This is a genomic window from Rhizobium sp. Root708 (genome assembly GCF_001429725.1).
Taxonomy (GTDB): Bacteria; Pseudomonadota; Alphaproteobacteria; order Rhizobiales; family Rhizobiaceae; genus Rhizobium.
The window spans coordinates 16,855-39,573 of the sequence record NZ_LMHV01000014.1 but is presented as its reverse complement, the minus strand read 5'-3'; the positions used below and the strand labels follow the sequence as shown (position 1 = coordinate 39,573).

Annotated in this window: 19 protein-coding genes and 1 pseudogene; 9 read left to right on the top strand and 11 right to left on the bottom strand. The window is 60.9% G+C overall.

Features of this window, described 5'->3' with window-relative positions:
- Nucleotides 1–53: 53 nt before the first annotated feature.
- Nucleotides 54–1,124, bottom strand: a complete 1,071-nt coding sequence (locus ASE04_RS13170) for a LacI family DNA-binding transcriptional regulator (protein ID WP_056817897.1) — start codon at nucleotides 1,122–1,124, stop codon at nucleotides 54–56.
- Nucleotides 1,125–1,347: 223 nt separating this feature from the next.
- Here ASE04_RS13170 and ASE04_RS13165 point away from each other — a divergent pair, with 223 nt between their 5' ends.
- The 6 genes from ASE04_RS13165 to ASE04_RS13140 all read left to right on the top strand — a co-directional run bounded on the left by ASE04_RS13165 (nucleotide 1,348) and on the right by ASE04_RS13140 (nucleotide 8,284).
- Nucleotides 1,348–2,298: a sugar phosphate isomerase/epimerase family protein gene (locus tag ASE04_RS13165; RefSeq protein ID WP_056817895.1), complete on the top strand. Its 951-nt coding sequence runs from the start codon at nucleotides 1,348–1,350 to the stop codon at nucleotides 2,296–2,298.
- A gap of 58 nt (nucleotides 2,299–2,356) precedes the next feature.
- Nucleotides 2,357–3,589, top strand: coding sequence for an ABC transporter substrate-binding protein (locus tag ASE04_RS13160; protein ID WP_056817893.1), 1,233 nt, complete (start codon nucleotides 2,357–2,359; stop codon nucleotides 3,587–3,589).
- A gap of 98 nt (nucleotides 3,590–3,687) precedes the next feature.
- Nucleotides 3,688–4,575 (top strand): carbohydrate ABC transporter permease, encoded by an 888-nt coding sequence (locus ASE04_RS13155; protein WP_056817891.1) that lies wholly within the window; start codon nucleotides 3,688–3,690, stop codon nucleotides 4,573–4,575.
- Nucleotides 4,575–5,459, top strand: a complete 885-nt coding sequence (locus ASE04_RS13150) for a carbohydrate ABC transporter permease (protein ID WP_056817889.1) — start codon at nucleotides 4,575–4,577, stop codon at nucleotides 5,457–5,459. The genes ASE04_RS13155 and ASE04_RS13150 overlap by 1 nt, the downstream gene beginning before the upstream one ends.
- A gap of 8 nt (nucleotides 5,460–5,467) precedes the next feature.
- On the top strand, nucleotides 5,468–6,553 hold the full coding sequence (locus tag ASE04_RS13145) for an ABC transporter ATP-binding protein (RefSeq protein WP_056817887.1): 1,086 nt from the start codon (nucleotides 5,468–5,470) through the stop codon (nucleotides 6,551–6,553).
- Between the two features lie 72 nt (nucleotides 6,554–6,625).
- Nucleotides 6,626–8,284: a GMC oxidoreductase gene (locus ASE04_RS13140; RefSeq protein ID WP_056817884.1), complete on the top strand. Its 1,659-nt coding sequence runs from the start codon at nucleotides 6,626–6,628 to the stop codon at nucleotides 8,282–8,284.
- Nucleotides 8,285–8,401: 117 nt separating this feature from the next.
- Here ASE04_RS13140 and ASE04_RS13135 read toward each other — a convergent pair whose 3' ends face one another.
- The 10 genes and pseudogenes from ASE04_RS13135 to ASE04_RS13090 all read right to left on the bottom strand — a co-directional run bounded on the left by ASE04_RS13135 (nucleotide 8,402) and on the right by ASE04_RS13090 (nucleotide 19,171).
- Nucleotides 8,402–9,316 (bottom strand): TIM barrel protein, encoded by a 915-nt coding sequence (locus ASE04_RS13135; RefSeq protein WP_056817882.1) that lies wholly within the window; start codon nucleotides 9,314–9,316, stop codon nucleotides 8,402–8,404.
- 61 nt (nucleotides 9,317–9,377) lie between these two features.
- The gene (locus ASE04_RS13130; RefSeq protein ID WP_056817881.1) at nucleotides 9,378–10,256 is read right to left on the bottom strand and encodes an ABC transporter permease; all 879 of its coding nucleotides are present in this window, start codon (nucleotides 10,254–10,256) and stop codon (nucleotides 9,378–9,380) included.
- A gap of 10 nt (nucleotides 10,257–10,266) precedes the next feature.
- Nucleotides 10,267–11,193, bottom strand: a complete 927-nt coding sequence (locus tag ASE04_RS13125) for an ABC transporter permease (RefSeq protein WP_056817878.1) — start codon at nucleotides 11,191–11,193, stop codon at nucleotides 10,267–10,269.
- Between the two features lie 11 nt (nucleotides 11,194–11,204).
- Nucleotides 11,205–12,188: an ABC transporter ATP-binding protein gene (locus ASE04_RS13120; RefSeq protein WP_056817876.1), complete on the bottom strand. Its 984-nt coding sequence runs from the start codon at nucleotides 12,186–12,188 to the stop codon at nucleotides 11,205–11,207.
- Nucleotides 12,185–13,201: an ABC transporter ATP-binding protein gene (locus ASE04_RS13115; RefSeq protein WP_056817874.1), complete on the bottom strand. Its 1,017-nt coding sequence runs from the start codon at nucleotides 13,199–13,201 to the stop codon at nucleotides 12,185–12,187. Before ASE04_RS13115 ends, ASE04_RS13120 begins: the two co-directional genes overlap by 4 nt.
- An 87-nt stretch (nucleotides 13,202–13,288) precedes the next feature.
- Nucleotides 13,289–14,917, bottom strand: a complete 1,629-nt coding sequence (locus ASE04_RS13110) for an ABC transporter substrate-binding protein (RefSeq protein WP_056817871.1) — start codon at nucleotides 14,915–14,917, stop codon at nucleotides 13,289–13,291.
- A 265-nt stretch (nucleotides 14,918–15,182) separates the two neighbouring features.
- Nucleotides 15,183–16,138, bottom strand: a pseudogene (locus ASE04_RS13105) (sugar-binding transcriptional regulator).
- A gap of 76 nt (nucleotides 16,139–16,214) precedes the next feature.
- Complete coding sequence (locus tag ASE04_RS13100; protein ID WP_056817869.1) at nucleotides 16,215–16,919, bottom strand: HAD-IA family hydrolase; 705 nt, start codon at nucleotides 16,917–16,919, stop codon at nucleotides 16,215–16,217.
- Between the two features lie 59 nt (nucleotides 16,920–16,978).
- Entirely contained in the window at nucleotides 16,979–17,728 is a 750-nt protein-coding gene (locus tag ASE04_RS13095) for a glycerophosphodiester phosphodiesterase family protein (protein WP_056817916.1), read from the bottom strand.
- 309 nt (nucleotides 17,729–18,037) lie between these two features.
- A complete protein-coding gene (locus ASE04_RS13090; protein WP_056817866.1) occupies nucleotides 18,038–19,171 on the bottom strand; it encodes a histidinol-phosphate transaminase in 1,134 nt (377 codons plus the stop codon).
- A gap of 117 nt (nucleotides 19,172–19,288) precedes the next feature.
- Between ASE04_RS13090 and ASE04_RS13085 the strand changes: the two genes are divergently transcribed.
- The 3 genes from ASE04_RS13085 (at nucleotide 19,289) to ASE04_RS13075 (ending at nucleotide 22,699) form a co-directional block, all read left to right on the top strand.
- On the top strand, nucleotides 19,289–20,059 hold the full coding sequence (locus tag ASE04_RS13085) for an SDR family NAD(P)-dependent oxidoreductase (protein ID WP_056817864.1): 771 nt from the start codon (nucleotides 19,289–19,291) through the stop codon (nucleotides 20,057–20,059).
- A 291-nt stretch (nucleotides 20,060–20,350) separates the two neighbouring features.
- On the top strand, nucleotides 20,351–21,682 hold the full coding sequence (gene hisD, locus ASE04_RS13080) for a histidinol dehydrogenase (RefSeq protein ID WP_056817862.1): 1,332 nt from the start codon (nucleotides 20,351–20,353) through the stop codon (nucleotides 21,680–21,682).
- Between the two features lie 3 nt (nucleotides 21,683–21,685).
- A complete protein-coding gene (locus tag ASE04_RS13075; RefSeq protein ID WP_056817861.1) occupies nucleotides 21,686–22,699 on the top strand; it encodes a zinc-dependent alcohol dehydrogenase in 1,014 nt (337 codons plus the stop codon).
- The last annotated feature ends 20 nt before the right edge of the window (nucleotides 22,700–22,719 follow it).

Here is a 22,719-nt window from a genome sequence, read left to right as displayed (position 1 = left end):
GATTTCTACTCGCTGTTCGTCGCCACGCTACACGACGCGATCCCCAGATCACATCAGCCCTTTGGCGTCGTCATGCTTTCACGCACGATGAGCCGGCTACGGATGACGTTTCGAAGCTGCCGGGGTTGGTCCGTCCGATCGATCGCGGCCAGCAGCAGAGCAACGGCAGTTTGCCCCATCTCTTCCATTGGTTGTTCGATCGTGGAGAGCGGCGGCGAGCAGAAGGCGCAAACCGGCGAACCGTCGAAGGACACGATCGAGAGATCGTCAGGAATTTTCAGTCCCATGGCCTGCGTGCGGCTCATGAAGGAGATGGCCATGTCGTCGCTGGTTGCGATGACGGCCGTGGGTTTATCGCCAAGCGCGGCGAAATCGTCCGCCGCCTCCAGGCCGATATTGAAACCCTGCTGATAGTCCAGCCGGCCACCGGATCGAACCACCACACTGTCAGGCAGACCGGCGCCCCGAAGCGCTTCGATAACGCCAGCGAAACGCTCGACGTCGTGATAGTTCTCCTGTGGTCCGGCGAGGTAGAGAAACCGGCGATGGCCGAGAGCGATCAAATCGTTCGTCGCCTCGCGGATCGCCTCGCGATCGTTCGTCACGACGCTCGGCAGGCCAGCCTCGCTCATGTCGAGAAGCATGGAAACGATCGGTAGACCGGCTGAGGCAAGCGACCTTCCATCGACCTCCGGCAGCTTCGACGACAGGATGATCGCGCCGCGCACCGTCCCGCCGAACGCAAGATCGAGAATGTGCCTCTCCGACGCCTCGTCGCGGTCGAGGTTGGCGATCATCAGGTTGTAGCCGCCCTGTATCAGCGACTTGTTGATGCTCTGCAGGACCTGCGGGATCACCTGCGAGGCGCCATAATAGAGCGAGCCCGGCAAAACGATCATGATGATGTTCGATTTGCCGACCCTCAACCCCCGAGCCATGGCGTTCGGTGTGTAGCCCAGTTGCTTGGCGGCCGCATCGATCTTCTGACGCGTCTTTTCATTCACACGACCGGGATTTGCCAACGCCCGGCTGACCGCCGAAATCGCAACACCAGCAAGTTTTGCCACATCGGCCATGAGGGGCCCCGACTGCTCCTCCCCGAGCACATCCTTGTTTTTGCTCACGTCTCTTCATTCCCTCCCCGGCGGTATTTGCCTGCAACTCTAGGGCAAGCCGCGATTCATAGCAAACGTTTGCCAAAAAACGCTTGCGTAAAAAAACAGCTTGGCTATTATCTAGTCATGGCAAACGTTTGCCATAACGTAATGCATTGAAAAGTATGACTTATTTATTGCGGAACATTCCTTTCGCAAGGCGATGGGTCACGCCTGGAGGATTGGATTGGCTATGACGAATGAAAGGCTCCGCTTCGGCGTCGACCTCGTGACTTTCTTTCACCCCGGTTTCTGGGGTGTCGACAGCCATGACGCCATCATAGAGCACGCCAAGACCCAGCCTCGCGCCTTTTGGGACAAGATTCTCGACAGCGTTCAGGCATCAGGTGTCACCGGCGTCGAGCTGACCTTCTCCCCCTTCAACTGGCAGGACGCGATCAAGACCTACGGTTCCGTGGAGGCCTTTGCCGGCGAATTGTCGAAGCGCGGCCTTACGCTCTGCAGCGGCTTTTTCGCTGAGCTCGAAGCTGCCGGCGATTTTACCCAGCGGGAAGCGCAGGACGCGCTGATCGCCAAGGCAGAGAAATACGCCGACTTCCTGAAGGCCTGCGGCAGCGACATCATGGTGATCGGCGCGCCGCTTCGCCAGACGCTCGGCGCTCAGCCCGTACAGTTCTTCGACTTCGACCGGGCAAAGGTAATCGCCGATTTCCTGAACCGGCTCGGCGCCGTTCTTTATGCGCGCGGCGTGCGGCTTGCGCTGCACACGGAAGCGCATTCGATCTTTGCTGCCGCGCGCGACGTCGATCTGATGATGATGCTCACGGATCCCGCATATGTGCACATGTGCCCGGATACCGCCCATATCATCGTTGCGGGGTCGGATCCGGTACAGCTGGTCGACCGCCATCATGAGCGTGTCATCATCGCGCATTGGAAGGATGCGCTCGGCCCGATGCCCGCCGACACGCCGATCGACGAGCATATCCACGACAGCCACCGGCCATACTTCTGCGGCTTCGGCCTGGGGCGGGTCGATTGGCCGGCCTGGGCCAGATTGCTTCGCGACCGTGGCTATCAAGGCTGGGCAATTCTCGAACTAGACGCCGCAGCCGATCCGGTTGGCGACATCGCCAATGGCCTGACGCTCGTGCGGCAGTCACTGCTGCCGATCTATCGCTGACAACTACTCCCAAGACGACCAGCGCCCCACCAAGAGGGCATATTCAAGAGGTGGAACCATGAAGACAATGCTGAAACTCCTTCTGGCCGGCGTGGCATTCGCCGGTTTCTCAATGCAGGCGCAAGCCGAAGACAAGCCGACGATCGAAATTCTTTCGTCCTGGACCTCGGGCGGCGAGGCGGCAGCGCTCAACGTCATCAAGACCGAGTTTGAAAAGCGTGGCGGCGTCTGGAAGGACTCCTCGATCGCAGGCTTCGGCGCCGCCGATGCAGCGTTCCAGAACCGTGTGGTGGCCGGGGATCCTCCGGGCGCCAAGCAGGGCGTCATCGGTCTTGCGGCGGCCGATTTCGTCAGCCAGGGATTGTTCAACCCGATTGACGACGTGGCTGCCAGCGGCAAATGGGCCGACGTCCTGCCGAAATCGATCCAGGATCTCATTTCCTACGACGGCAAGCCCTACCTCGTCCCGACCGGCGCGCATGGCGAAAGCTGGGTGTTCTACTCCAAGGATGCCTTCGCAAAGGCCGGCATCACCGAAGAGCCGAAGACCTGGGACGCCTTCTTCGCGGATCTCGACAAGTTGAAGGCGGCAGGCATCGTGCCGGTCGCCTGGGGCGGCCAGCCGTGGCAGCAATCCAAGGTCTTCAATATGGTCCTTCTTTCCCAGGTCGGGATCGACGGTTTCCAGAAGATCTACGTGGATAAGGACAAGAGCGAAGCGTCCGTCGCCGGCGTCAAGAAGACCCTCGAGATCCTTGCCAAGCTGCACACTTATATCGACGACGGTGCGGCCGGCCGCAACTGGAACGACGCGACCGCCATGCTGATCACGGCCAAGGCCGGCGTGCAGTTCATGGGTGACTGGGCCAAAGGCGAGTTTACCGTCGCCGGCAAGCAACCCGGCAAGGACTACGGCTGCATGATCGTCCCGGAATCGCCTGGCATGGTCTACATTGCTGACTCCTTTTACTTCCCCAAGACCGGCAAGGCTGAAACCGACAAGGCGCAGAAACTCCTTGCCGAAGTGGTGATGGATCCCGCTGTCCAGGTCGAGTTTTCGCTGAAGAAGGGTTCGGTCCCTGCTCGTTCGGACGTCGACAAAACGAAGCTCGATGTTTGCGCGCAGAAGGGCCTCGAACTGATGAGCGCCGGTTCTATCGTGCCGGATCAGGCCATTGTGCTGACGCCTCAGCAGGTCGGACAGCTCGACGACTTCGTCGATGAATACTGGAGCGGCGGCACCTACGACGCGGCAGCTGCTGCCGAAAGCTTCTTCGCCATCTTCGAGTAAGATCCCAGCAGACGGCGCCGGATTAAGTCCGGCGCCATTGCCGTGGTTGCGCCTTGCCGGCGACGCGACGCTCGTTTTCTTTCCATCAAGAACGCACGATGCCTATGAAACGTAAGTCCAATCTCTCTGCGACCCTTGCGCTGCTGCCGACATGGCTGGTCGCGGTGGTGGTCTTTATTGGCACCATGGCTTGGTCGATACGCCTGTCGTTCACCAACTCGACGATCTTTCCGTCATCGACCTACGTCGGTTTTGCGCAATATACGAAGCTCTTTGCCTCCGCCAAATGGCTCGCTTCGCTGCACAATGTTTTGATCTTCGGTGTTCTCTACGTCGGCGGCTGTCTTTTGCTGGGTTTCCTCCTCGCGGCAGCACTCGACCGAAAGATCCGCTTCGAGAGCGCTCTCCGCACCATCTTCCTTTATCCCTACGCCATGTCCTTTGTCGTAACCGGCCTGATCTGGCAGTGGATGCTCAATCCGACACTCGGCATTCAGGCAAGCGTGCGTGCGCTCGGATGGGAGAGCTTCGTGCTCGACTGGGTAGTGAACCGGGACATGGCGATCTACGCGCTGGTGCTCGCCGGCGTCTGGCAGGGGGCGGGTCTCGTCATGGTCATCGCTCTTGCCGGCATGCGCGGCATCGAGGCCGAGCAATGGAAGGCTGCGCGGATCGACGGCATTCCCGTCTGGCGCATCTACGTTTCGATCATCCTGCCGCAGCTCGGGCCTGCGCTCGCCGCCGCCGGCATGCTTCTCGCGATGGGCGTAATCAAGACCTACGACATCGTCGTCGCCATGACGAATGGCGGGCCGGGCAGCGCAACGGAAGTTCCGGCCAAGTTCATCATGGACAATCTTTTCGGTCGTCAGAACCTCGGTCTCGCCACGGCGGGTGCGACGGTTCTGGTCCTCGGCGTGATCATGGCGGTCGCTCCGTTCCGCTACGCAATGTATGTGCGTAGCAAGGCAAAGGGAGCATCCTGATGGCGAGCGCTCATCCAAACGGCCCGAAGCCCAACCAGATCACCGCCGGTCGTATCGGGCTCTACTTCTTCCTTTTCGTGGCGGCGCTATTCTTCACGCTGCCACTCTACACCATGATCGTCACCTCGCTGAAGACCATGGACGAAATCCGGCTCGGGCAGATATTCGCCTTGCCCGCCAAGCTCGATTTCTCCGCCTGGGTGACCGCCTGGTCCGGCGCCTGCATGGGAACGGTCTGCGTCGGCATCCGTAGCGGCTTCTGGAACTCGGTCGCGATAACAGTTCCTTCAGTCGCTCTTTCGGTCCTGATCGGCGCCATTAACGGCTATGCGCTGTCGCTCTGGCGCCCGCGCGGATCAAACGTCCTGTTTGCCCTGCTCATGGCCGGCGGGCTCATTCCCTATCAGATTTTTCTCTATCCGATGGTTCGCACGATGGCGACCGTGGGGCTCTACAACTCGCTGGCCGGCATCATCATCGTTCACGTCATCTTCGGCCTGCCCCTGGTGACCCTGCTGTTCCGCAATTACTTCGTCAGCGTTCCCGAAGAGCTCTGCAAGGCGGCGCGGGTCGATGGAGCCGGCTTCTGGCGGATCTTCTTTGAGATCATGTTGCCGATCGCAGTGCCGATGGTGGTGGTCGTTTCCATGCTCCAATTCACCGGCATCTGGAACGACTTCCTTCTCGGTTTGGTCTTTGCCGGGCGCGACAACCTGCCGATGACTGTTCAGCTCAACAACATCGTCAACACGACGATGGGCGAGCGCAATTACAACGTAAACATGGCAGCGACCATTCTCACCGCAGTGGTTCCGCTCGCGATCTATTTCCTGTCCGGCCGCTGGTTTGTCCGCGGCATCGCCGCCGGCGCAGTCAAGGGATGACCTCTCCTATGCAATCAACCGTTTCCATCAAGGACCTGCAGATCGCTTACGGCGACCATACCGTGATCGAGAAGATGTCGATCGACATCGCACCGCAGGAATTTCTGGTCCTGCTCGGCCCTTCGGGCTGCGGCAAGTCCACTCTCCTCAACGCGATCGCCGGCCTCCAGGACATCACATCGGGCGAGATTTGGATTTCCGGCAAGAACGTGACTTGGGACGAACCGAAGGACCGCGGCATCGGAATGGTGTTCCAGTCCTACGCCCTTTATCCGCGCATGTCTGTGCGCAAGAACCTTTCCTTCGGCCTGCGCGTCGCCGGTTTGCCCAAGCCTGAAGTCGAGGCTCGTGTTGCCCGCACGGCGGCGCTCCTCCATCTCGACAAACTGCTGGACCGTCGTCCGGCCGAGCTTTCCGGTGGTCAGCGTCAGCGCGTCGCGATCGGTCGCGCACTCGTGCGTGAAGTCGATGTCTTCCTCTTCGACGAGCCGCTTTCGAACCTCGACGCCAAGCTCCGAAACGAACTGCGCGTCGAGATCAAGAAGCTGCATCAAAGCCTGGGTAACACGATGATCTACGTGACCCACGATCAGGTCGAGGCGCTGACCCTTGCCGACCGGATTGCCATCATGCGCGACGGCGTGATCCAGCAGCTGGCTTCGCCCGCAGAGATCTACCATCGACCCGCGAATCTATTCGTCGCTGGCTTCATCGGCGCTCCCGCAATGAACTTCATGGAAGGGCGGATCGAGACGATCAACGGTACGGCCCAGTTCGTCTGCAACGGACTGTCCATCGGCCTCGCCGGCTATGCCTTCCAGTCGGCCGCTCCGACGGAAGGCCCGGCGACGCTCGGCTTCCGGCCCGAACATCTGGTGCTGGACGGTGCGGCAAGCGGGCTGCCGACCGTTCCCGGCAAGGTCTCGGTCGTCGAACCCATGGGTTCCGACGCCGTCATCTGGTTCGACTGGAACAATCAGAGCCTTTCACTTCGGTTGATGGGCGACGTTTCGCTGCAACCCGGTGACGCGATGGCCCCCGGCCTCGATATCACCAAGGCGTCGCTCTTCGGCGCCGACGGCTCGCGTCTCTAGCCAGCCGTTGTGTTCACGATCCTCAGGCGCCTCCCGGTGCCGGGGAATTGCTTCAAGCAGGATTTGAAAGACATGTCTCAGACAGTTTATGATGCGCTGGTGATTGGCTCCGGCGCGGCAGGCTCCTTCGCGGTCAAGGAACTGACCGCCCAAGGTCTCTCCGTGCTGCTCCTCGAGGCCGGACCGGCGGTTGGACCCAAGGATTTCGATCCTTCGCGCAAGAAGCCGCCGGCGAGCGCGATCAACATCTGGGAGCGCGCACGCGCCACCATCAAGGGCCAACCTATCCAGGCACGCGCCGCATTCTTCACCGAGCGCTTCAGCCGCTTCTTCGTCAATGACCGCAAGAACCCCTACACGACGCCGAGAAACGAACCTTTCCTCTGGATCCGTGGCCGCCAGGGCGGCGGCCGCCTCCACAGCTTCGGGCGCGTGCTGCTGCGCTGGACGGACGAGGACTTCAAGATCCGCTCGCGCACCGGCAAGGGCGTCGACTGGCCGATCTCGTATGAGGAAATGACCCCCTTTTACGATGAAGTCGAAACCTATCTCGGCCTCTACGGCAACAAGGACAATGCCCCGACGCTTCCGGACGGCGTCTATGCCAAGCCCGCGAGCCTGACACCTGCCGAAGAGACCTTCAAGGGTGCGGTAGAGAGCCGCTGGCCGGAACGGCGCGTCGTCTCGTGGCGCTACATCGCGCCGGATGCCGATCGCGTACCGCGGCCACTGAGAGAAGCCCTTGCGAGCGGGCACCTGACCGTTCAATACGACGCCATCGTCCGTCGTATCGTTACTGACGAGAAAACCGGTCATGCCACCGGCGCCGAGTACATCGACCGCAACACCGGCGCGGTATCGACAGCGCGGGCTGCAACCGTCGTGGTCGCTGCCTCTCCCATCGAAAGCGTGCGGCTTCTGCTCAACTCGGCCTCTGCCAAGCACCCGAACGGACTTGGAAACAGCGCTGATATGCTCGGGCGGTATTTCATGGACCAGCTTCCATGCCTTGCCTTCGGTTCCTTCGCAGGTGCGAAGGGTTGGGCGCTGGATGAATCCGCACCGACCGACCCATTCTACAATCCATCAGGCGGGATCTTCATTCCGCGCTTCGGTGAAGGTGATCGCGGCCGCGGTGATTTCGACTATCAGGGCAGTGTCGGACGTTCCCCCACCCCGAATAACGCGGACGCCCGCCTCGCCTTCTTCGGCTTCGGTCGGATGCTGCCTTACGCCGACAACAGGATCACCCTCGACCAGCGCCGAAAGGACGCCTGGAACATTCCGGCTCCGCATATCCGCTGCGTGATGCAGGCGGACGAACATGCACTCTTGCAGCAGCAAGAGGAAACCCTGATCACGATGATCAAGGATGTCGGTGGCGAGCTCGAGTTTATCGGCTCCCCCACCGGCTTGAAGGAGATGGGCAGCGGCGCATTTCCGGACGCGTCGCCATTCAGCCGCTTCATGTTCCGCAAGTGGTTCCGCAAGACGATGTGCATGGGCGCCGCAATCCACGAAACGGGCGGGGCTCGTATGGGCACAACGCGCGGCGACTCGGTTCTCAATCCCTACAACCAGGTATGGGACGCACCGAACGTCATCGTGACCGATGCCAGCTCCTTCCCGGGAAGCGGTGTCGCCGGCACGACACTGACGGTCATGGGCCTGACGTTGCGCGCATGCAGGAATCTGGTCGCGCAGTACAAGGCCGGCCAGTTCGAGGCGTAAGCTTCTCAGATCACTGTCAGCCCTCGCGCTGACAAGAGCCATCGCAGGCAAGGTCCAGCCTTGCGATGGCACCCTTCAAGGCGAGCCGAACAATCCGGCTCGCCGACACAGCTCAGCTTATTCGGCGGCGACGGCAGCGCACTTGCCGTTCAGTGCGATGAGATGCCTTGCACGCTCAAGCGACGCGCTCTGCTCATTGCGATAGCGGGCGCCGATTTCCATCATCAGCACGGTTCCCGGGAGGAATTCGAGTTCGCTGAAGATGTCCTCCCAATCCATATCGCCCCAGCCGAGTGGCATGTGCAGATCGCCGATGCCGAGCGCCGTCGATTCCTGCAGGTGGTACGGCTTGTAGAAAGCCTGCGGACGGCCGAAGGAGTCGTGCACATGCAGGTGTCCGGCGACCGGAGCCATGGCGCGGATCTGCTCACGGAAGTTCAGACCGCGATAGGTCGACTCGATGTAGGCGTGGCTGAAGTCGATAAGCGCCACAAGGTTCGGGTGACCGACCGTCTTGACGGTCTGCGCAACCTCTGCCGGTGTCTGGCGATACTGCCCGGGCTCCGTCGTGAAGATGTTCTCGAACGCGATGCGCACGTCATAGCGCTTGGCGAACTCGGCCAGCTCGAAGAGTGCTTCCCGCTCACGCTGGTCGGCGCCGGCACGTTCGAAGAGCTGGTCCGCACGCAGGTTTCCCCCGTGCTGAACGATCACACGGGCACCGATCTTGTCACAGACCTCCACCAGCGCCTTTGCGGCGTCGATCTGATAGCGCGCGGTCGCCGGATCCATGAAGTTCGACGAGACGAGCCCGTGGACCGTGTAGCGGAACGGAAATTGAGCCGTGATCGCCGCCAGGCGCTCGGCACGCTCCTTGACCACACGACCGCCCGCGATCAGGTCTACGCTGGTCAGGCCAAGCTCCACGGTTTCAACGCCAAGCCCGGCCAGACGGCGCAGATCGGCCTCGAGGCTGTCGAGTTCACCATCGGTGGAACCGGAGTTGAAGCCGGTCGATATGATATTGCTCATGGTATGTTCCTTTTATGAGAAGGGGCCGGACGAGCGCCCGGATTTGGGAAAGCGAAGTTCTTCAGCCGACGGTGGGGTCCAGCTTGTCCCTCAGCCAGTCGCCGACGAGCGAGATGGAGAGCGTGGTCAGCATGATCACCGTCGCCGGTGCCAGCATGATCCACGGAGCCCGGGTAAGGTATTCACGCCCGAAGCCGACCATGTTGCCGAGGCTCGTCTCGGGCGGCTGAACGCCGAGACCGAGAAACGACAGGCCACTTTCCATCAGGATGATCTCCGGAAACGTCAGCGTCATCGACACAATCAGCGTTGATGCGACGTTTGGAAGGATGTGGCGAAGATAGACGCGCATTGGTGTGGCGCCGAGCTGCACGACAGCAGCCGCATAGCCCTGCGCGCCTGCGGCAATCGCCAGTCCACGGGCGATGCGCGCATAGCGCTCCCAGCCGTAAAAGCCCATGAGACAGACCAGCAGAACCATCGATGAGCCGAAGAAGGCGAGCACCGCCAGCGACATGATCAGGAATGGCAGAGCCGCCTGAAAGTCCGCCAGCACCAGCACGAGATGTTCGACGGAACCGCGAAAGCGGGCGGCGGCAAAGCCGAGCACAGTGCCGAACACCGCTGATAGGATGGTGGCACCAAACGCGATGACCAGTGAGATGCGGATCGACTGGATGAGGCGCGAAAGAACGTCGCGACCAAGCTCGTCGGTGCCAAGCCAATGCTTTGCGGAGCCTGGGACGGACAGGCGGCTGGTCAAATCCATCGCGGTGATGTTGTAGGGGCGCAGGTGATCGGCAAAGGCGGCAGTGACAACCATTGCCGCCAGCCACAGGATCCCCAGGCCGACCAGCAACGGCACCGTTCGCCGCAGCCGCGAGATCCATCCGCTTCGCTTGCGCGCAGTCAGCGTTTCGCCAAGTTCGACAGTAGCCATCGTTCTTTCCTCAATGCCCGGCAGGCGCGCGCAGGCGCGGATCGAGCCAGCCGTAGAGCAGGTCGACGATAAGATTGGAGATGACCATCGTGGCAGCGATGATCAGAAGGATGCACTGGACGACCGCCAGATCGCGGTTGCTGACCGACACGATGAGCAATCGCCCGATCCCCGGCCAGGAGAAGATCGACTCGACCACGACCGCCCCTGCGATCAGCGAGCCCACCATGAACCCAACGATCGTGACAATCGGAACCGCGGCGTTCGGTAGGGCGTGGCTCCAGACCACGTCGCGCCATTTGAGGCCTTTGGCGGATGCCGTACGGATATACGGCTGCCCCATGACCTCGATCATGGCACTGCGAGAAAAGCGGGCGAGAATGCCGATCCCTCCGATGCTCATGGTGATCGTCGGCAGTATGCCGTGCATCCAGGTATCCTGGCCGCCGGACGGAAGAAGGCCGAGCGTGACGGAGAATATCAACACCAGAACCAGTCCCATGACAAAGGAGGGAATGGTGAAGCCGAAGATCGCAAGCAGGATGACCCCGCGATCCGCGAAGCTCTGACGATGCAGAGCGGCATAGACGCCCGCCGGAATGCCGATCACAAGTTTCAGGATCAGCGCCGGCACGGTCAGCTGCAGCGTGGCAGGAACGCGCTCCATCACGAGATGAAGAGCCGAGGCCTTGTCGCGCATCGACACGCCGAAATCGCCAGTGAAGATCGACTTCAGATAGGCGACGTATTGGACCCAAAGCGGCTGATCGAGACCCCAGGCCTTTCGAAAGGCATCGACGGAATCCTGTGGGACGTCAGGTCCAAGCATGACTTGAGCGGGATCCCCCGACATGCGCAACACGACGAAGGCAAAGGTTACGACGGCGAGGATCGTGATCAGCGCCCGAAACAGCCGCACGAGAACGAAACGGATCATTGAAGCCTTCCCTATGCTGCAATCCGGGCGTCTTCGCCCGCTGTCACGTGGCAGGCGGCGGTCCGCCCGTCGCCGATGCTCTTCAACTCAGGCGCTTCGACGCGGCAGCGATCGCGCGCCAGAGGGCAGCGCGGATGGAACGCGCAGCCCGAGGGTCGATTGGCCGGGTTGGGCGGTTCTCCCTGAAGGATTGTGCGGCCCTGAAGCGGAGTTCCCGGACGCGGCACGCTGGATACCAGCGCACGCGTATAGGGATGAACGGGAGAGCGGAAAATGACGTCCGAAGAGGCCTCTTCGACAATCCGGCCGAGATACATGACGGCAACCCGATCAGCTATGTTGCGCACGACCTTGAGGTCATGGCTGATGAATACCATCGCAATGCTGTGCTGCTGCTGGAGATCGCGCAGCATGTTGACGATCTGCGCCTGGATCGACACATCGAGCGCCGAAACAGGTTCATCGCAGACGAGCAGCTTTGGCCGCGAGGCGATGGCACGCGCGATAACCGCGCGCTGGCGCTGACCGCCGGACAATTCATGCGGAAAGCGCGACGCCTGGTCCGGGCGAAGACCGACCGCGGTCATCAGTTCGGCGACACGCGCGGCGCGATGCTCTTTCGGGATGAGACGATGGATCTCCAACGGCTCGGCAAGCTGCGTTGCAATCGTCAGGCGCCTGTCGAGCGCTGCAAGGGGATCCTGATAGACGAGCTGCATTTTCGCGCGCAGTTTGCGCCATTCCGGCGTTCCGCTTGGCGGCATTGCCTTGCCATCGAAGGTGACGGCGCCTTCCTGGGCGGCGTCGATCCCCAGGAGCATACGGCCGAGCGTCGACTTTCCGGAGCCTGATTCACCGACAATCCCGAGTGTTTCGCCCGGCATCACTGCAAGCGAAATGCCGTCGACCGCGCGCACCGGCGTCGGGTGACCGAACAATCCGCGGCGGACATGGTAGATGCGAACGAGATCGCGAGCTTCGATCAAAGGCGTCAATGCATCATCCCCTCTGCGATCCGAGCCTTCGTCTCAACACCGACTGCCGCGGGCGGAACCGGCCGAGTACAGGCGAGCTGGCGTCCTCGGCCGATCGATACGAGCGGCGGTAATTCTTGCCCGCATGCCTCGACAGCGCGCGAACAGCGCGGCGAAAAGGAGCATCCTTTCGGCAGCCGCCGTGGATCGGGAACGGTGCCGGCGATGGGAACAAGGCGTTGGCGTGGACCATCGATGCTCGGAATGGCTTCGAAGAGACCCCGGGTATAAGGATGTCGCGGATCAGCGAAGAGCTCTCCGACCATGCCCTCCTCGACGATACGCCCGGCATACATCACGCAGACGCGCTCGCAGACCTGCGAGACAGCACCGAGATCGTGACTGATGAAAACAGTCGCCATGCCCGTTTCGGCTCTGAGCGAGATCAGGAGGTCCAGGATCTGCGCCTGGATTGTCGCGTCGAGAGCCGTCGTCGGCTCGTCAGCGATCAGAAGGTCCGGCTCGCCGGCAAGCGCCATTGCGATCATCAAGCGCTGACATTGGCCTCCGGAAAATTCATGCGGATAGAGGTCGAAACGGCGTCGCACATCGGGAATGCCGACCATATCCATAAGCCGCCATGCTTCTGCCTTCGCGGCCTCGCCGCGAAGCCCCCGATGGATCGAAAGCGCCTCGGTGATCTGGCGCCCGATCTTCAGAACGGGATTGAGCGAGCTCGACGGGTCCTGGAAAATCATCGCGACGCGACCGCCTCGGATCTGCTCCAGCGCGGATCGAGGAGCCGCGAGCAATTCCCGTCCCTCTATCTTCACCGATCCCGTGACGCTCGCCTTGCCAGGCAGGAGCCCGAGCGCTGCAAGCCAGGTGACCGACTTGCCACAACCGGATTCGCCGACAAGGCCAACGGCCTCGCCCTTTGCGATGTCGAGATCGATCTCATGCAGGACCTGCACGCCGTCGAATGCGACTTTCAACCCACGCATTTCGACAAGCTTGGTGGCGGTGATGCTCATCCGTTCACCCTTCCGTTCGGCAATCTAAGTTCATTTCGAGCGAGTGGACCCGGCGGCTTGCGGCCGCCAGGTCCCTTTGGAACCGGATCAGCTCGGCCAGTTGTTGGAACGGAAGTCCATCGCGAAGGCCGGAGCGGCCTTCCACTTCAGCGACGACTTCATGCCGGTAAAGACGGCGTTCTGGTGCAGGACCTGATAGACGGGGTCTTCGCGCTCGCAGATCTCCATCATGCGGGCAAAGGCCTTCTTGCGCTGCGCGCGGTCGGTGCTGGTTTCCAGAATCTGGGACATCTGGTTGACCTCGGCGTTCGCCCAGTCCTTTTTCTGCTGGACTTCGCCGTTCGGGCCGAACTGGGCAACGATCGAGGAGACCGGGTCGTTGAAGTTGGCCGACGCCGACCAGTCGCGAACGCCCTTGACGCCTGCCGGATCGTGGATCTGGCCCCAGTTTTCCTTCATTTCGATCTCGACGTTTAGACCGACCTGCTTCCACATCTCCACCATGATCTGACCGTTGGCGGTCTGATTGGTGTAATAGTTGTTAAGCAGGCGGAACGGGATCGCATCGCCCTTGTAGTTGGCCTGCTTCAGGAGATCCTGCGCCAGTGCCGGGTTGTATTCCGGAACGCTCCAGCCTTCGACGAACATGTCGCCGTAGAATGGGAACTGCAGGCCTGCGGGGATTTTCGTCTGACCAGCCCACAGAGCATCGACGATCGCCTGGCGATCGATCGAATGGGTCATGGCGCGGCGAACCAGCGGGTTCTGCAGGATGGGGTTCTGCGTGTTGAAGACGGAGATGCGGTGATTGTTGATCGTCGCGCCCTGTACTTCGAAACCAGCTGCGTTCTGCACGGTTGCGATCTGGTCCGGCGGCAGGTCGCAGGCGAAATCATACTCGCCTGACAGCAGACCGTTGACACGCGAGGCAACCTCGGGAACTTCGACAAAACGGATCTGCTCCAGCGGCGGGCGGCCGCCCCAATACTCGTCGAATGCCACCAGCGTCAGCGACACGTCGGGCTTGAACTCGGAGACCATGTAAGGACCCGTCGTAACCGGCTTGCGCGCCCAGTCGACATAGGTTGCCGCCTCGTCCCAGGCGCGACGGTTGGCGATCTGGCTGCCAAAGGCGTAAAGGCGACCTTCGAGCGTCACGTCAGGTGTCACGTTGTGGAAACGCACCGTGTACTTGTCGACGGCTTCGACACCAGCGAGCGCCGGCCACAGGCGGCGACCGACGCCAGGAATCGTTGCCGGCAGTTCCTTGACCGATGTCGGCTTGTTTTCGTCTTCGAAGATGGTCTTGCCGCCAGTTGGCTGCGTGCCGCCGAAGACACGCTGAGCGGAGAAGCTGAAGACGACGTCTTCGGCGGTCAGCTCATCGCCATTGTGGAACTTGACGCCCTGGCGCAGCTTGAGTTCCAGCGTCTTGTCGTCGATGCGCTTCCAGTCAGTGGCGAGACCGGCGACAGGACCCTGATTGCCCATCCAGTCACGCAGGATCAGGCCTTCCCAGAGGTTCGGGAAGAATACGCGCTCACCGACGTTCGACTGCTCGTTCCAGATGTCGAGCGTGTTGTTGTTGGTGATCTTCTGAACCGCGATCGTCACGGACGGGCGTTTGCCCTGGCTGAAGGCAAAGCGCGGCAAGATCGCGACGCCTGCCGTTGCACCAAGCAGCCCCAGAGCGCTGCGTCGATTGATTGAAAGCATGAAAGTCTCTCCTTTGGCGAGGTTTTCTCGGATACGGCCCGGTACAAATGTCGCGGTGTTTTAGGGCCGGGTGCATGTCGTTTTCCTAATGGTGCGATGGAGTTTTAATGACATTTAAGCTATTGTATTTGTTGATTAATATTGAATATTTAGGACGCAGGGACGCATCCCGAATCCTTCCGGATTCCGAGTCTTGGGGCTCTTCGTCGAGCCGGATCAGCACTGCAAATTTAAAGACCGCGCCCCGTTTCCCGGGGCTCGGTCGTCACGTTCCCAAAAGGCTCTGCGCTGTGAGCTCGTCTGTCATCAGACCGTTGATGAGACGCCCCGTTAGCGCTCCTCGGATGGCCGGTTCTTTCCGCTCGCCCTTTGCCACCCCGATCACCAAGGTTCTGCTGCAGGACGGAATGGGCGCGCTCGCGACCCGGTCGTTGGTGATCCCCTCGACCAGCTTGCGTGCTTGTCGAAGGTCCAACCGACGATCTCACCCACTACCCCGGCTTGCTGAAGGCGCTTCAGTTCGTCTTTCAGGATGAAGCCATCGAGAAACAGCGGCGCTTCAGGCCCCACATCCCCGATGCCGACAAAGGCAACGTCCGCGCGGGCCGCAAGCGACAGTGTCTGATGGATCACGGGCTGGCTATGCAGGATCGTCCGTTCCTGCTGCGACGACGCGATGACGGGAACCGGCATCGGATAGCATTTCGCGGTGATCATATCGGCAAGCTTGAAGACCACATTGTAGAACCACACCGATCCTTCGCGGGTGATGTTGCCGGTCAGCGAAACGATCTTGTGTTGCCGCGCCTCCATCGGCACCATTTCCTCGACCGCCGCCTTGAGGGTGTGCCCCGTCCCGATGGCGATGACAGCAGGCTTGTCGCAGGCCAGCCGTCGCTCGAGTTCAGCTGCCACCGCCTGGGCAAGGCCACCACTCAAACCGAGCGCCTGATCTCCCGAGGGAATGACCTCCACGAACTGGAGCGCAAACTTGCTCTTGAGTCTGGCGGCAAGACTCATGCAATCGCCAACCGGGTGATCGAGCCGGATCTTGATCAACCCCTGCTGGACGGCACGCGACACGAGCCGCTGTGCGGTCTGCCGGGACACGCCCAGCTTCTGCGCGATCTCATCCTGGCTGTGCCCACCGATGTAGTAGAGCCAACCGGCCTTGGCGGTGAAATCCAGCCGGCTGCTATAATCATCACGCTTCAAGGTCATATGGCAGCTCTCCCCCGCCGCAACATTCGAGAGGCCCGTCGGTCGGCCGACGTCCAGGAAGAGAGGCCTACCGTTCTCAAGCCTCGACCTCCATTGGTCGCTCTGCCCGCGCCCGGTAAGCCCCGAGGCGTTGAAGCACCAGTCTCAGTTCGCCGGCGCCGAACGCGACGTCTTCAGCGCCCGCCGCTAGCAGGACTTCCCGACGCCCCGAACGCGGATCGTTCGGATCCACGAAACCGATTGCCCTCACACCGGCTGCAACGGCCGCCTGTATCCCCGCCGGGCTGTCATCGATCATGACGCTACGCTCGCGGCTCGCATTCATTTTCGAGAGGCAGAACTCGACAAGATCCGGCGACGGCTTAGGAGCTGTCACCATCTCGGCACTGAATACGTTCGGCGCGAAATCCGCCCAGAGCGGGAGAAGGCCGAGGCTGTTGCCGAGGCGCTCGACGGTGCTGTTGGAAGCCACGCATTTTGCAACCTCGAGCTCGGCAACGATGTCCCCGATTCCTTCCATCGGTAGAAGCTCGCGACGGAAGGCGGCATATATGTCCGCATGCCATGCAGCTAGGACCGCATCGACATCGGCCAGACCGCGCTCGACGAGCGCTTGTTGCAATTCACTTTCCGACTTCCCGGTAAATTCGATCAGTATCTGGCGTGGCGTCATGTCGACGCCTGCCTGTGTTACGGCATGCGCGAGTGTGCGGGCGGAAATCGACTCGCTATCGATCAGCACGCCATCGCAATCAAAAATCAGCAGATCTAAGTCAGTCATCAATTCACTATTCAGCTGGGCATCCTCAATATTGGAATGCGTCGAAGATCGAGGCGCTATCAGGCGGCCGTATCGCGGGATCCGGCGTGGATCGAAAGAGCCAGAACCGGATCGTCGCTGGTGATCCAGCCGACACCCTGGCCGAGCCAATACTCCAGCGCCTCCTCATCATTCAGGACCCAGCAGCAGAGCCGATCGCGAGAAGTAATTGCGGTCGCCTCCTGCCAGTTCGTTGCGAGCAACGATTTTTCGATGGCAACGATGTCTGCAATGGCTGCCGCTTTGCTGATGGTCGTGGTCACGCCAAGCTTTTCCGAGGATTTGGCATTGATCGAGCAGAGACGACCGATCTCGGGCGCAACGCGCCGGCACTCTTCGAGGACGTCGAGATTGAAACTTGTCAGCAAGCTGCGCTCGGCAAGCCCGTGGTGCCGCAGGGCGGCGGCGGCCAGAGCTTCGAGCCCTTCGTAGGGTACTCCGCCGACATTCGCTTTAAGCTCGACATGGAGATCGACCGGCCTTGCGCCGGCAAACAGCGCGAGCACCTCATCAAGGGTCGGGATTGGTTCCTCGGATCCCTTGAGACGCGTCGCCAGACGTTCGGACGACGAGAGCGTCCTGACCTCGCCTGCGCTGTCGACTGTCCGCTCAAGCGTGGCATCATGGATGACGACAAGCTCTCCCGCATCCGTCAGATGCACGTCGAATTCGATGGCATCGACCGCAAGCCCGAGCGTCCTTCTGAAACCCTCGATCGAGTTCTCCGGCCACAGGTTCCGCGCACCGCGATGCCCGACAATTTTCGTCATAGGAAATACCTTCATCAAAAAAAACCGATCAGATCGATCGCCGCGCCATCTCGGCGAAGTATCGATCGTCGGCTTCATCACACCGGCCCGGGGATGACGCTGGCAGGGTGGTATAAGGACCGCAGATAACCGTTGCGTGACATCTGCCTCCACGAGTGGGCAAATGCTCATAGGCTGTTGAACAGCATGTGCTGGGAAGCGCGGCCTCCCGCGACGAAGGGAAAGACTTGGGCGCCAGCAGCTTTTTGGCGCCCAACAGGCAGGAAGGAATCGAATGGGCTCGCACCGAGCCCATTTCACCGTCAGTTTTTATCGAGCGGCTGATATTTCTTCTCGTCTACGCAACGACAGCGTCATCGCGCGCAGAAAATGATCGTTCTCGTCAGCGCTGCCGATACTGACGCGAATGAACGTTTCGTAGCCCGGCTGTTTCCAAGGCTTGACGATGACGCCCTCTTTCAAGAGCTCTTCAGCAAGCAGCGCGGCGTTGCCGCCGCAGTCGAAGAAGACGAAATTGCCCTTGGAGGGAGCAGGCCTCATGCCAAGCTGCTTCAGACCATCGGCGACTCGCGCGCGTTCCGCTAGGGCCAGTTCGACCGTCCGGCGCAGGTGCGCTTCATCCCCAAGAGCGGCCATCGCCGCGTGCTGCGCAAAGGCGTTTGTGTTGAATGGGGTGCGTACGCGATTGAGGAAGTCGCAAAGCTGCGGGCTGGAGGCGATACCGAAGCCAATCCGCAATCCCGCGAGGCCGTAGGCTTTCGAGAAGGTCCGCAGCACGACCCAGCTGCGGTCGCAGTCCTTCAACAGATCGATCGTCGAAGGATAGTCGTCACCGGCAGCATACTCAGTATAGGCTTCATCGATGACAAGCAGCGTATCCTCGTCGACGGCTCGGAGAAACTCGGCAAAGTCATCGCTTCCGATCCAGGAGCCCACCGGGTTCATCGGGTTGGCGAAGAGTATCATTCGCGGTCGGCGCTTCGCCGCATCGATCAGCGCCGGCACATCGATCGTGAGATCCGGCTTGACCTCAATGCGCTCGACACGGCCACCCATGAGGACGGCGTAATCTTCATGAAGCGGAAAGGACGGATAGAGCGTGGTGACGATATCCGCCTGCCTGACGACCGCCCGGCAGATGATCGCGATCAGATCTTCGGAGCCGTTGCCCAGGATGACCTGATCGGTGCTGACATCGAGTTTCTCGGCAATGGCTGCACAGAGTTCGTGGCCTTTCGGGTCAGGATACAAGCGAACAAGTTCACGCGCTCCGTCCTGGAAATCGAAGGCGCTGGCGGACGCCCCAAAAGGGCTCTCGTTCGAACCGAGTTTCGAAATGACCGGCAGTTTATAGCGCTCGCGAACCTCCGCCAAAGTCAGCCCGGAATTGTAGCGAGGAATACCGATCACTTCATCGCGGATATGTCTCGTCGTATCTGACATCTGTGCCTCACTGTCTGTAAATCGAAGGGAGCATAGGAAGGCATCTCGAAGTTGTCGATATATGTATAGACATTATTTGCGATCAGTGCTTGGATCAGGAAACAAGAGGGATGGACGATGGCAGACACACTTTTCAGCCTGGAAGGAAAGGTGGCCGTGGTCACCGGTGCCAGCCGCGGCATAGGGCAATGGATCGCAATCGCGCTTGCCCAGGCAGGAGCCGATCTCTGCGTGACGGCACGCAATGAAACGTCGCTGACCGAAACCCGTGCGGAAATCGAGAAACTCGGCAGACGGTGTGTCACCAGCGCTCAAGACGTGACCGACATCAAGTCGATCGACGACACGCTGGAGCGGTTCAGAGCTTCGTTCGGCTCGATCGACGTTCTCGTCAACAATGCCGGTTACGAACAGGTTTCGCCTTCCCTGGATGTCGATGAGCAGATCTGGGATGCGATCATCGGCACCAATCTGAAGGGAGCATTCTTCTGGTCGCAAGCGGCGGCGCGGCAGATGGCCAGGCAGGAGGAAGGCGGCAGCATCGTCAATCTCTGCTCCCTCACGTCCTACGTCGGCATTCCAACAGCGGTGCCCTACGGGTCGTCGAAGTCGGGATTGCTCGGCATGACGCGGGCACTGTCCGCCGAATGGGCTCCTCTTGGAATCCGCGTCAACGCCGTCGCGCCCGGCTACTTCAGAACGGCTATGACCGAGGGCTTCTATCAGGACGAAGGCTGGTCCTCGCGGATGCTGGACAAAATCCCGCAGAAGCGCTTCGGAGACGCGGCTGATATCGGCGGAGTTGTCGTTTTTCTGGCCGGCAAAGCCTCGGCCTATGTTACCGGCCAGTGCATCCCGGTGGACGGCGGCTTCCTCGCCTCCATTTGATTGCCGAGATCAAACCGGCTGCTTGACAGGTTTTCGAGGTTGATGTCTAAGGATGTATAGACATATAAAGACAATTATAAAAGTGGAACACCGGGGTCTCAAACCTCAACGACGCTGCCCGTCCGTGAAGGCCGGTGCCTTGCTAATTTGATATTGGCGGTTGCTGCCATGCAATCCGGCGGATATGCCGTGCTTGCAACAGGCGAACTGCGCGAATTTTGATGTCCGGCACAGCTGTGCTGGCTGGATTTCGGCTGCCCGTCGTTCGCGGCGTTAACAAGGATCCTACGCATGGTTGAAGTCTCATTCCACGACTACTCGAAGCTCAGCGCCAACGAGAAGACCCAGCTTTTGCGACGATCCGAGACGGACATTTCGAGCTTCATCGAAAAAGTGCAGCCGATCCTCGAGGCGGTCCGGACCGAGGGCGACCGCGCCGTTGCACGCTTTGGCCGCGAGCTCGACAAGGCCGATGTTTCAGAGGCGACGATCAAGGTGACGGAAGCCGAGTTCGACGCCGCCTTCAAGGGCGTCGCCGAAGACGTTATCGAAGCGATCAAGTTCGGCATCGAGAACATCCGGCATTTCCACGAGGAACAGAAGCCAGAGGCGATGTGGCTGAAAGAAATTCGGCCAGGCGCCTTTGCCGGCGATCGCTTTACGCCGATTCAGTCGGTTGCTCTTTACGTGCCGCGCGGCAAGGGCTCGTTCCCGTCGGTCACGATGATGACCTCGGTTCCAGCGACCGTCGCCGGCGTTCCCAATCTCGCGATCGTCACGCCCCCGGCGCCCGATGGCAGCGTCGACGCCGCAACGCTCGTTGCTGCGCGCCTCGCCGGTGTCAACACGGTCTACAAGGTTGGCGGCGCGCAGGCCGTTGCCGCGGTTGCCTATGGCACGGAAACGATCAAGCCGGCCCTGAAAATTGTTGGACCCGGCAGTCCGTGGGTCGTCGCCGCAAAACGGTCCCTGGCCGGCGTTATTGATACGGGACTGCCGGCCGGTCCTTCCGAGGCGATGATTTTCGCCGACGATACCGTTCATGGCGGCCTCGCTGCGCTCGATCTGTTGATCGAGGCCGAACACGGACCGGATTCCTCGGCCTATCTTGTCACTCACAGCCGCCGCGTGGCGGAAGAAGCTCTGGCGGCGCTGCCCGAACACTGGGCGCGCATGACCGAGCAGAGAGTACAGTTCTCCAGCACGGTTCTTTCCGGAAAATGCGGCGGCATCGTTCTGACCTCGTCGGTCGAGGAGAGCTATGACTTCGTCAACGCCTATGCTCCGGAGCATCTGGAAATTCTGTCGCAGGATCCGTTTGCGCATCTCAGCCACATCACCGAGGCCGCCGAGGTTCTATTGGGTCCTTACACACCTGTCAGCATCGCAAACTTCTGCCTTGGCCCGAATGCGGTTCTGCCGACCAGCCGCTGGGCCCGCACCTACGGCCCGCTGTCCGTGACGGATTTCGTCAAGCGCAGCTCGATCGGCTACGTCACCGCGCCGGCCTATCCCGAGTTCGCAAAACGCGCCCACAAACTTGCGGAGTACGAGGGATTTTCCTCTCACGCTCACGCAGTGTCCTCGGTTCGCGATGCCTATCTCAACAAGGCAAAGGGCTGATCGATGAAAGCCGTGCGCCTCTATGACGCCGGGGACCTCAGGGTGGAGGAAGTCGAGGCACTTCCGCACCCGCCGGCGGGCTATGTCACCATCGACGTGCGCGCGGCTGGAATTTGCGGATCCGACCTTCACAATTTCCGGACCGGCCAATGGATCAGTCGGCGGCCTTCCGTCGCCGGCCATGAGTTCTGCGGACGCATCTCGGCAGTGGGAGATGAGGTTGCCGACCTGGCGGTCGGCGATCTTGTTGCGGTCGATTCTCGTTTCTATTGCGGCCAATGCGAAGCCTGCAGATCGGGCCATACCAATATCTGCGAAAATCTCGGCTTCGTCGGCGAGGTATGCGACGGAGGCTTTGCCGAGCAGGCGCAATTGCCCGCACGGCTGATTCTGAAGCACGATCCATCGCTCAATCCGGCCGTCGCCGCGATGGCCGAGCCGCTCGCCGTCGCACTCCATGCCGTCAGGCGCCTGAACGTACCGAAGGGCGAACCTGTGATCCTGATTGGATGCGGCACGATCGGCGGTCTTTGCGGATTGCTGTTGTCGCATCTCCACGACGGCAAGTTGCTGTTTGTCGACCGAAACGCGAACCGCGCCGAATTGGTCGCCCGTATCTGTGGCGGCTCGACGGTCGCGTTGGACAAGACTGCGGTGCGGGATGCACTGAGCGGGACACGGCTTTGCTACGCGGTGGACGCGACAGGCAGCACTGCCGCGATCGAGCAGGGACTGGATATGCTTGACGGCGGTGGCGCACTGGCGCTGGTCGGGATCAGCCACGGCCGGCTGAACCTGGACCCGAACATCCTGGTCGAGCGCGAGATTGCTCTGCTGGGATGCCACGCATACGAAACCGAGCTTCCTGACGCCATCGACCTGCTGCCCCGGCTACAGCCGGCCCTTCTGGAATTCGGTGAGGTTCTGTCCTCGCTGGACGAAATTCCCGATGCCTACAAGCGGCTCATCGATGGGCGGAGCGACAGGTTGAAGACCGTCATCCGCATCGCCGATTGAACAACACGCATGCTGCAACA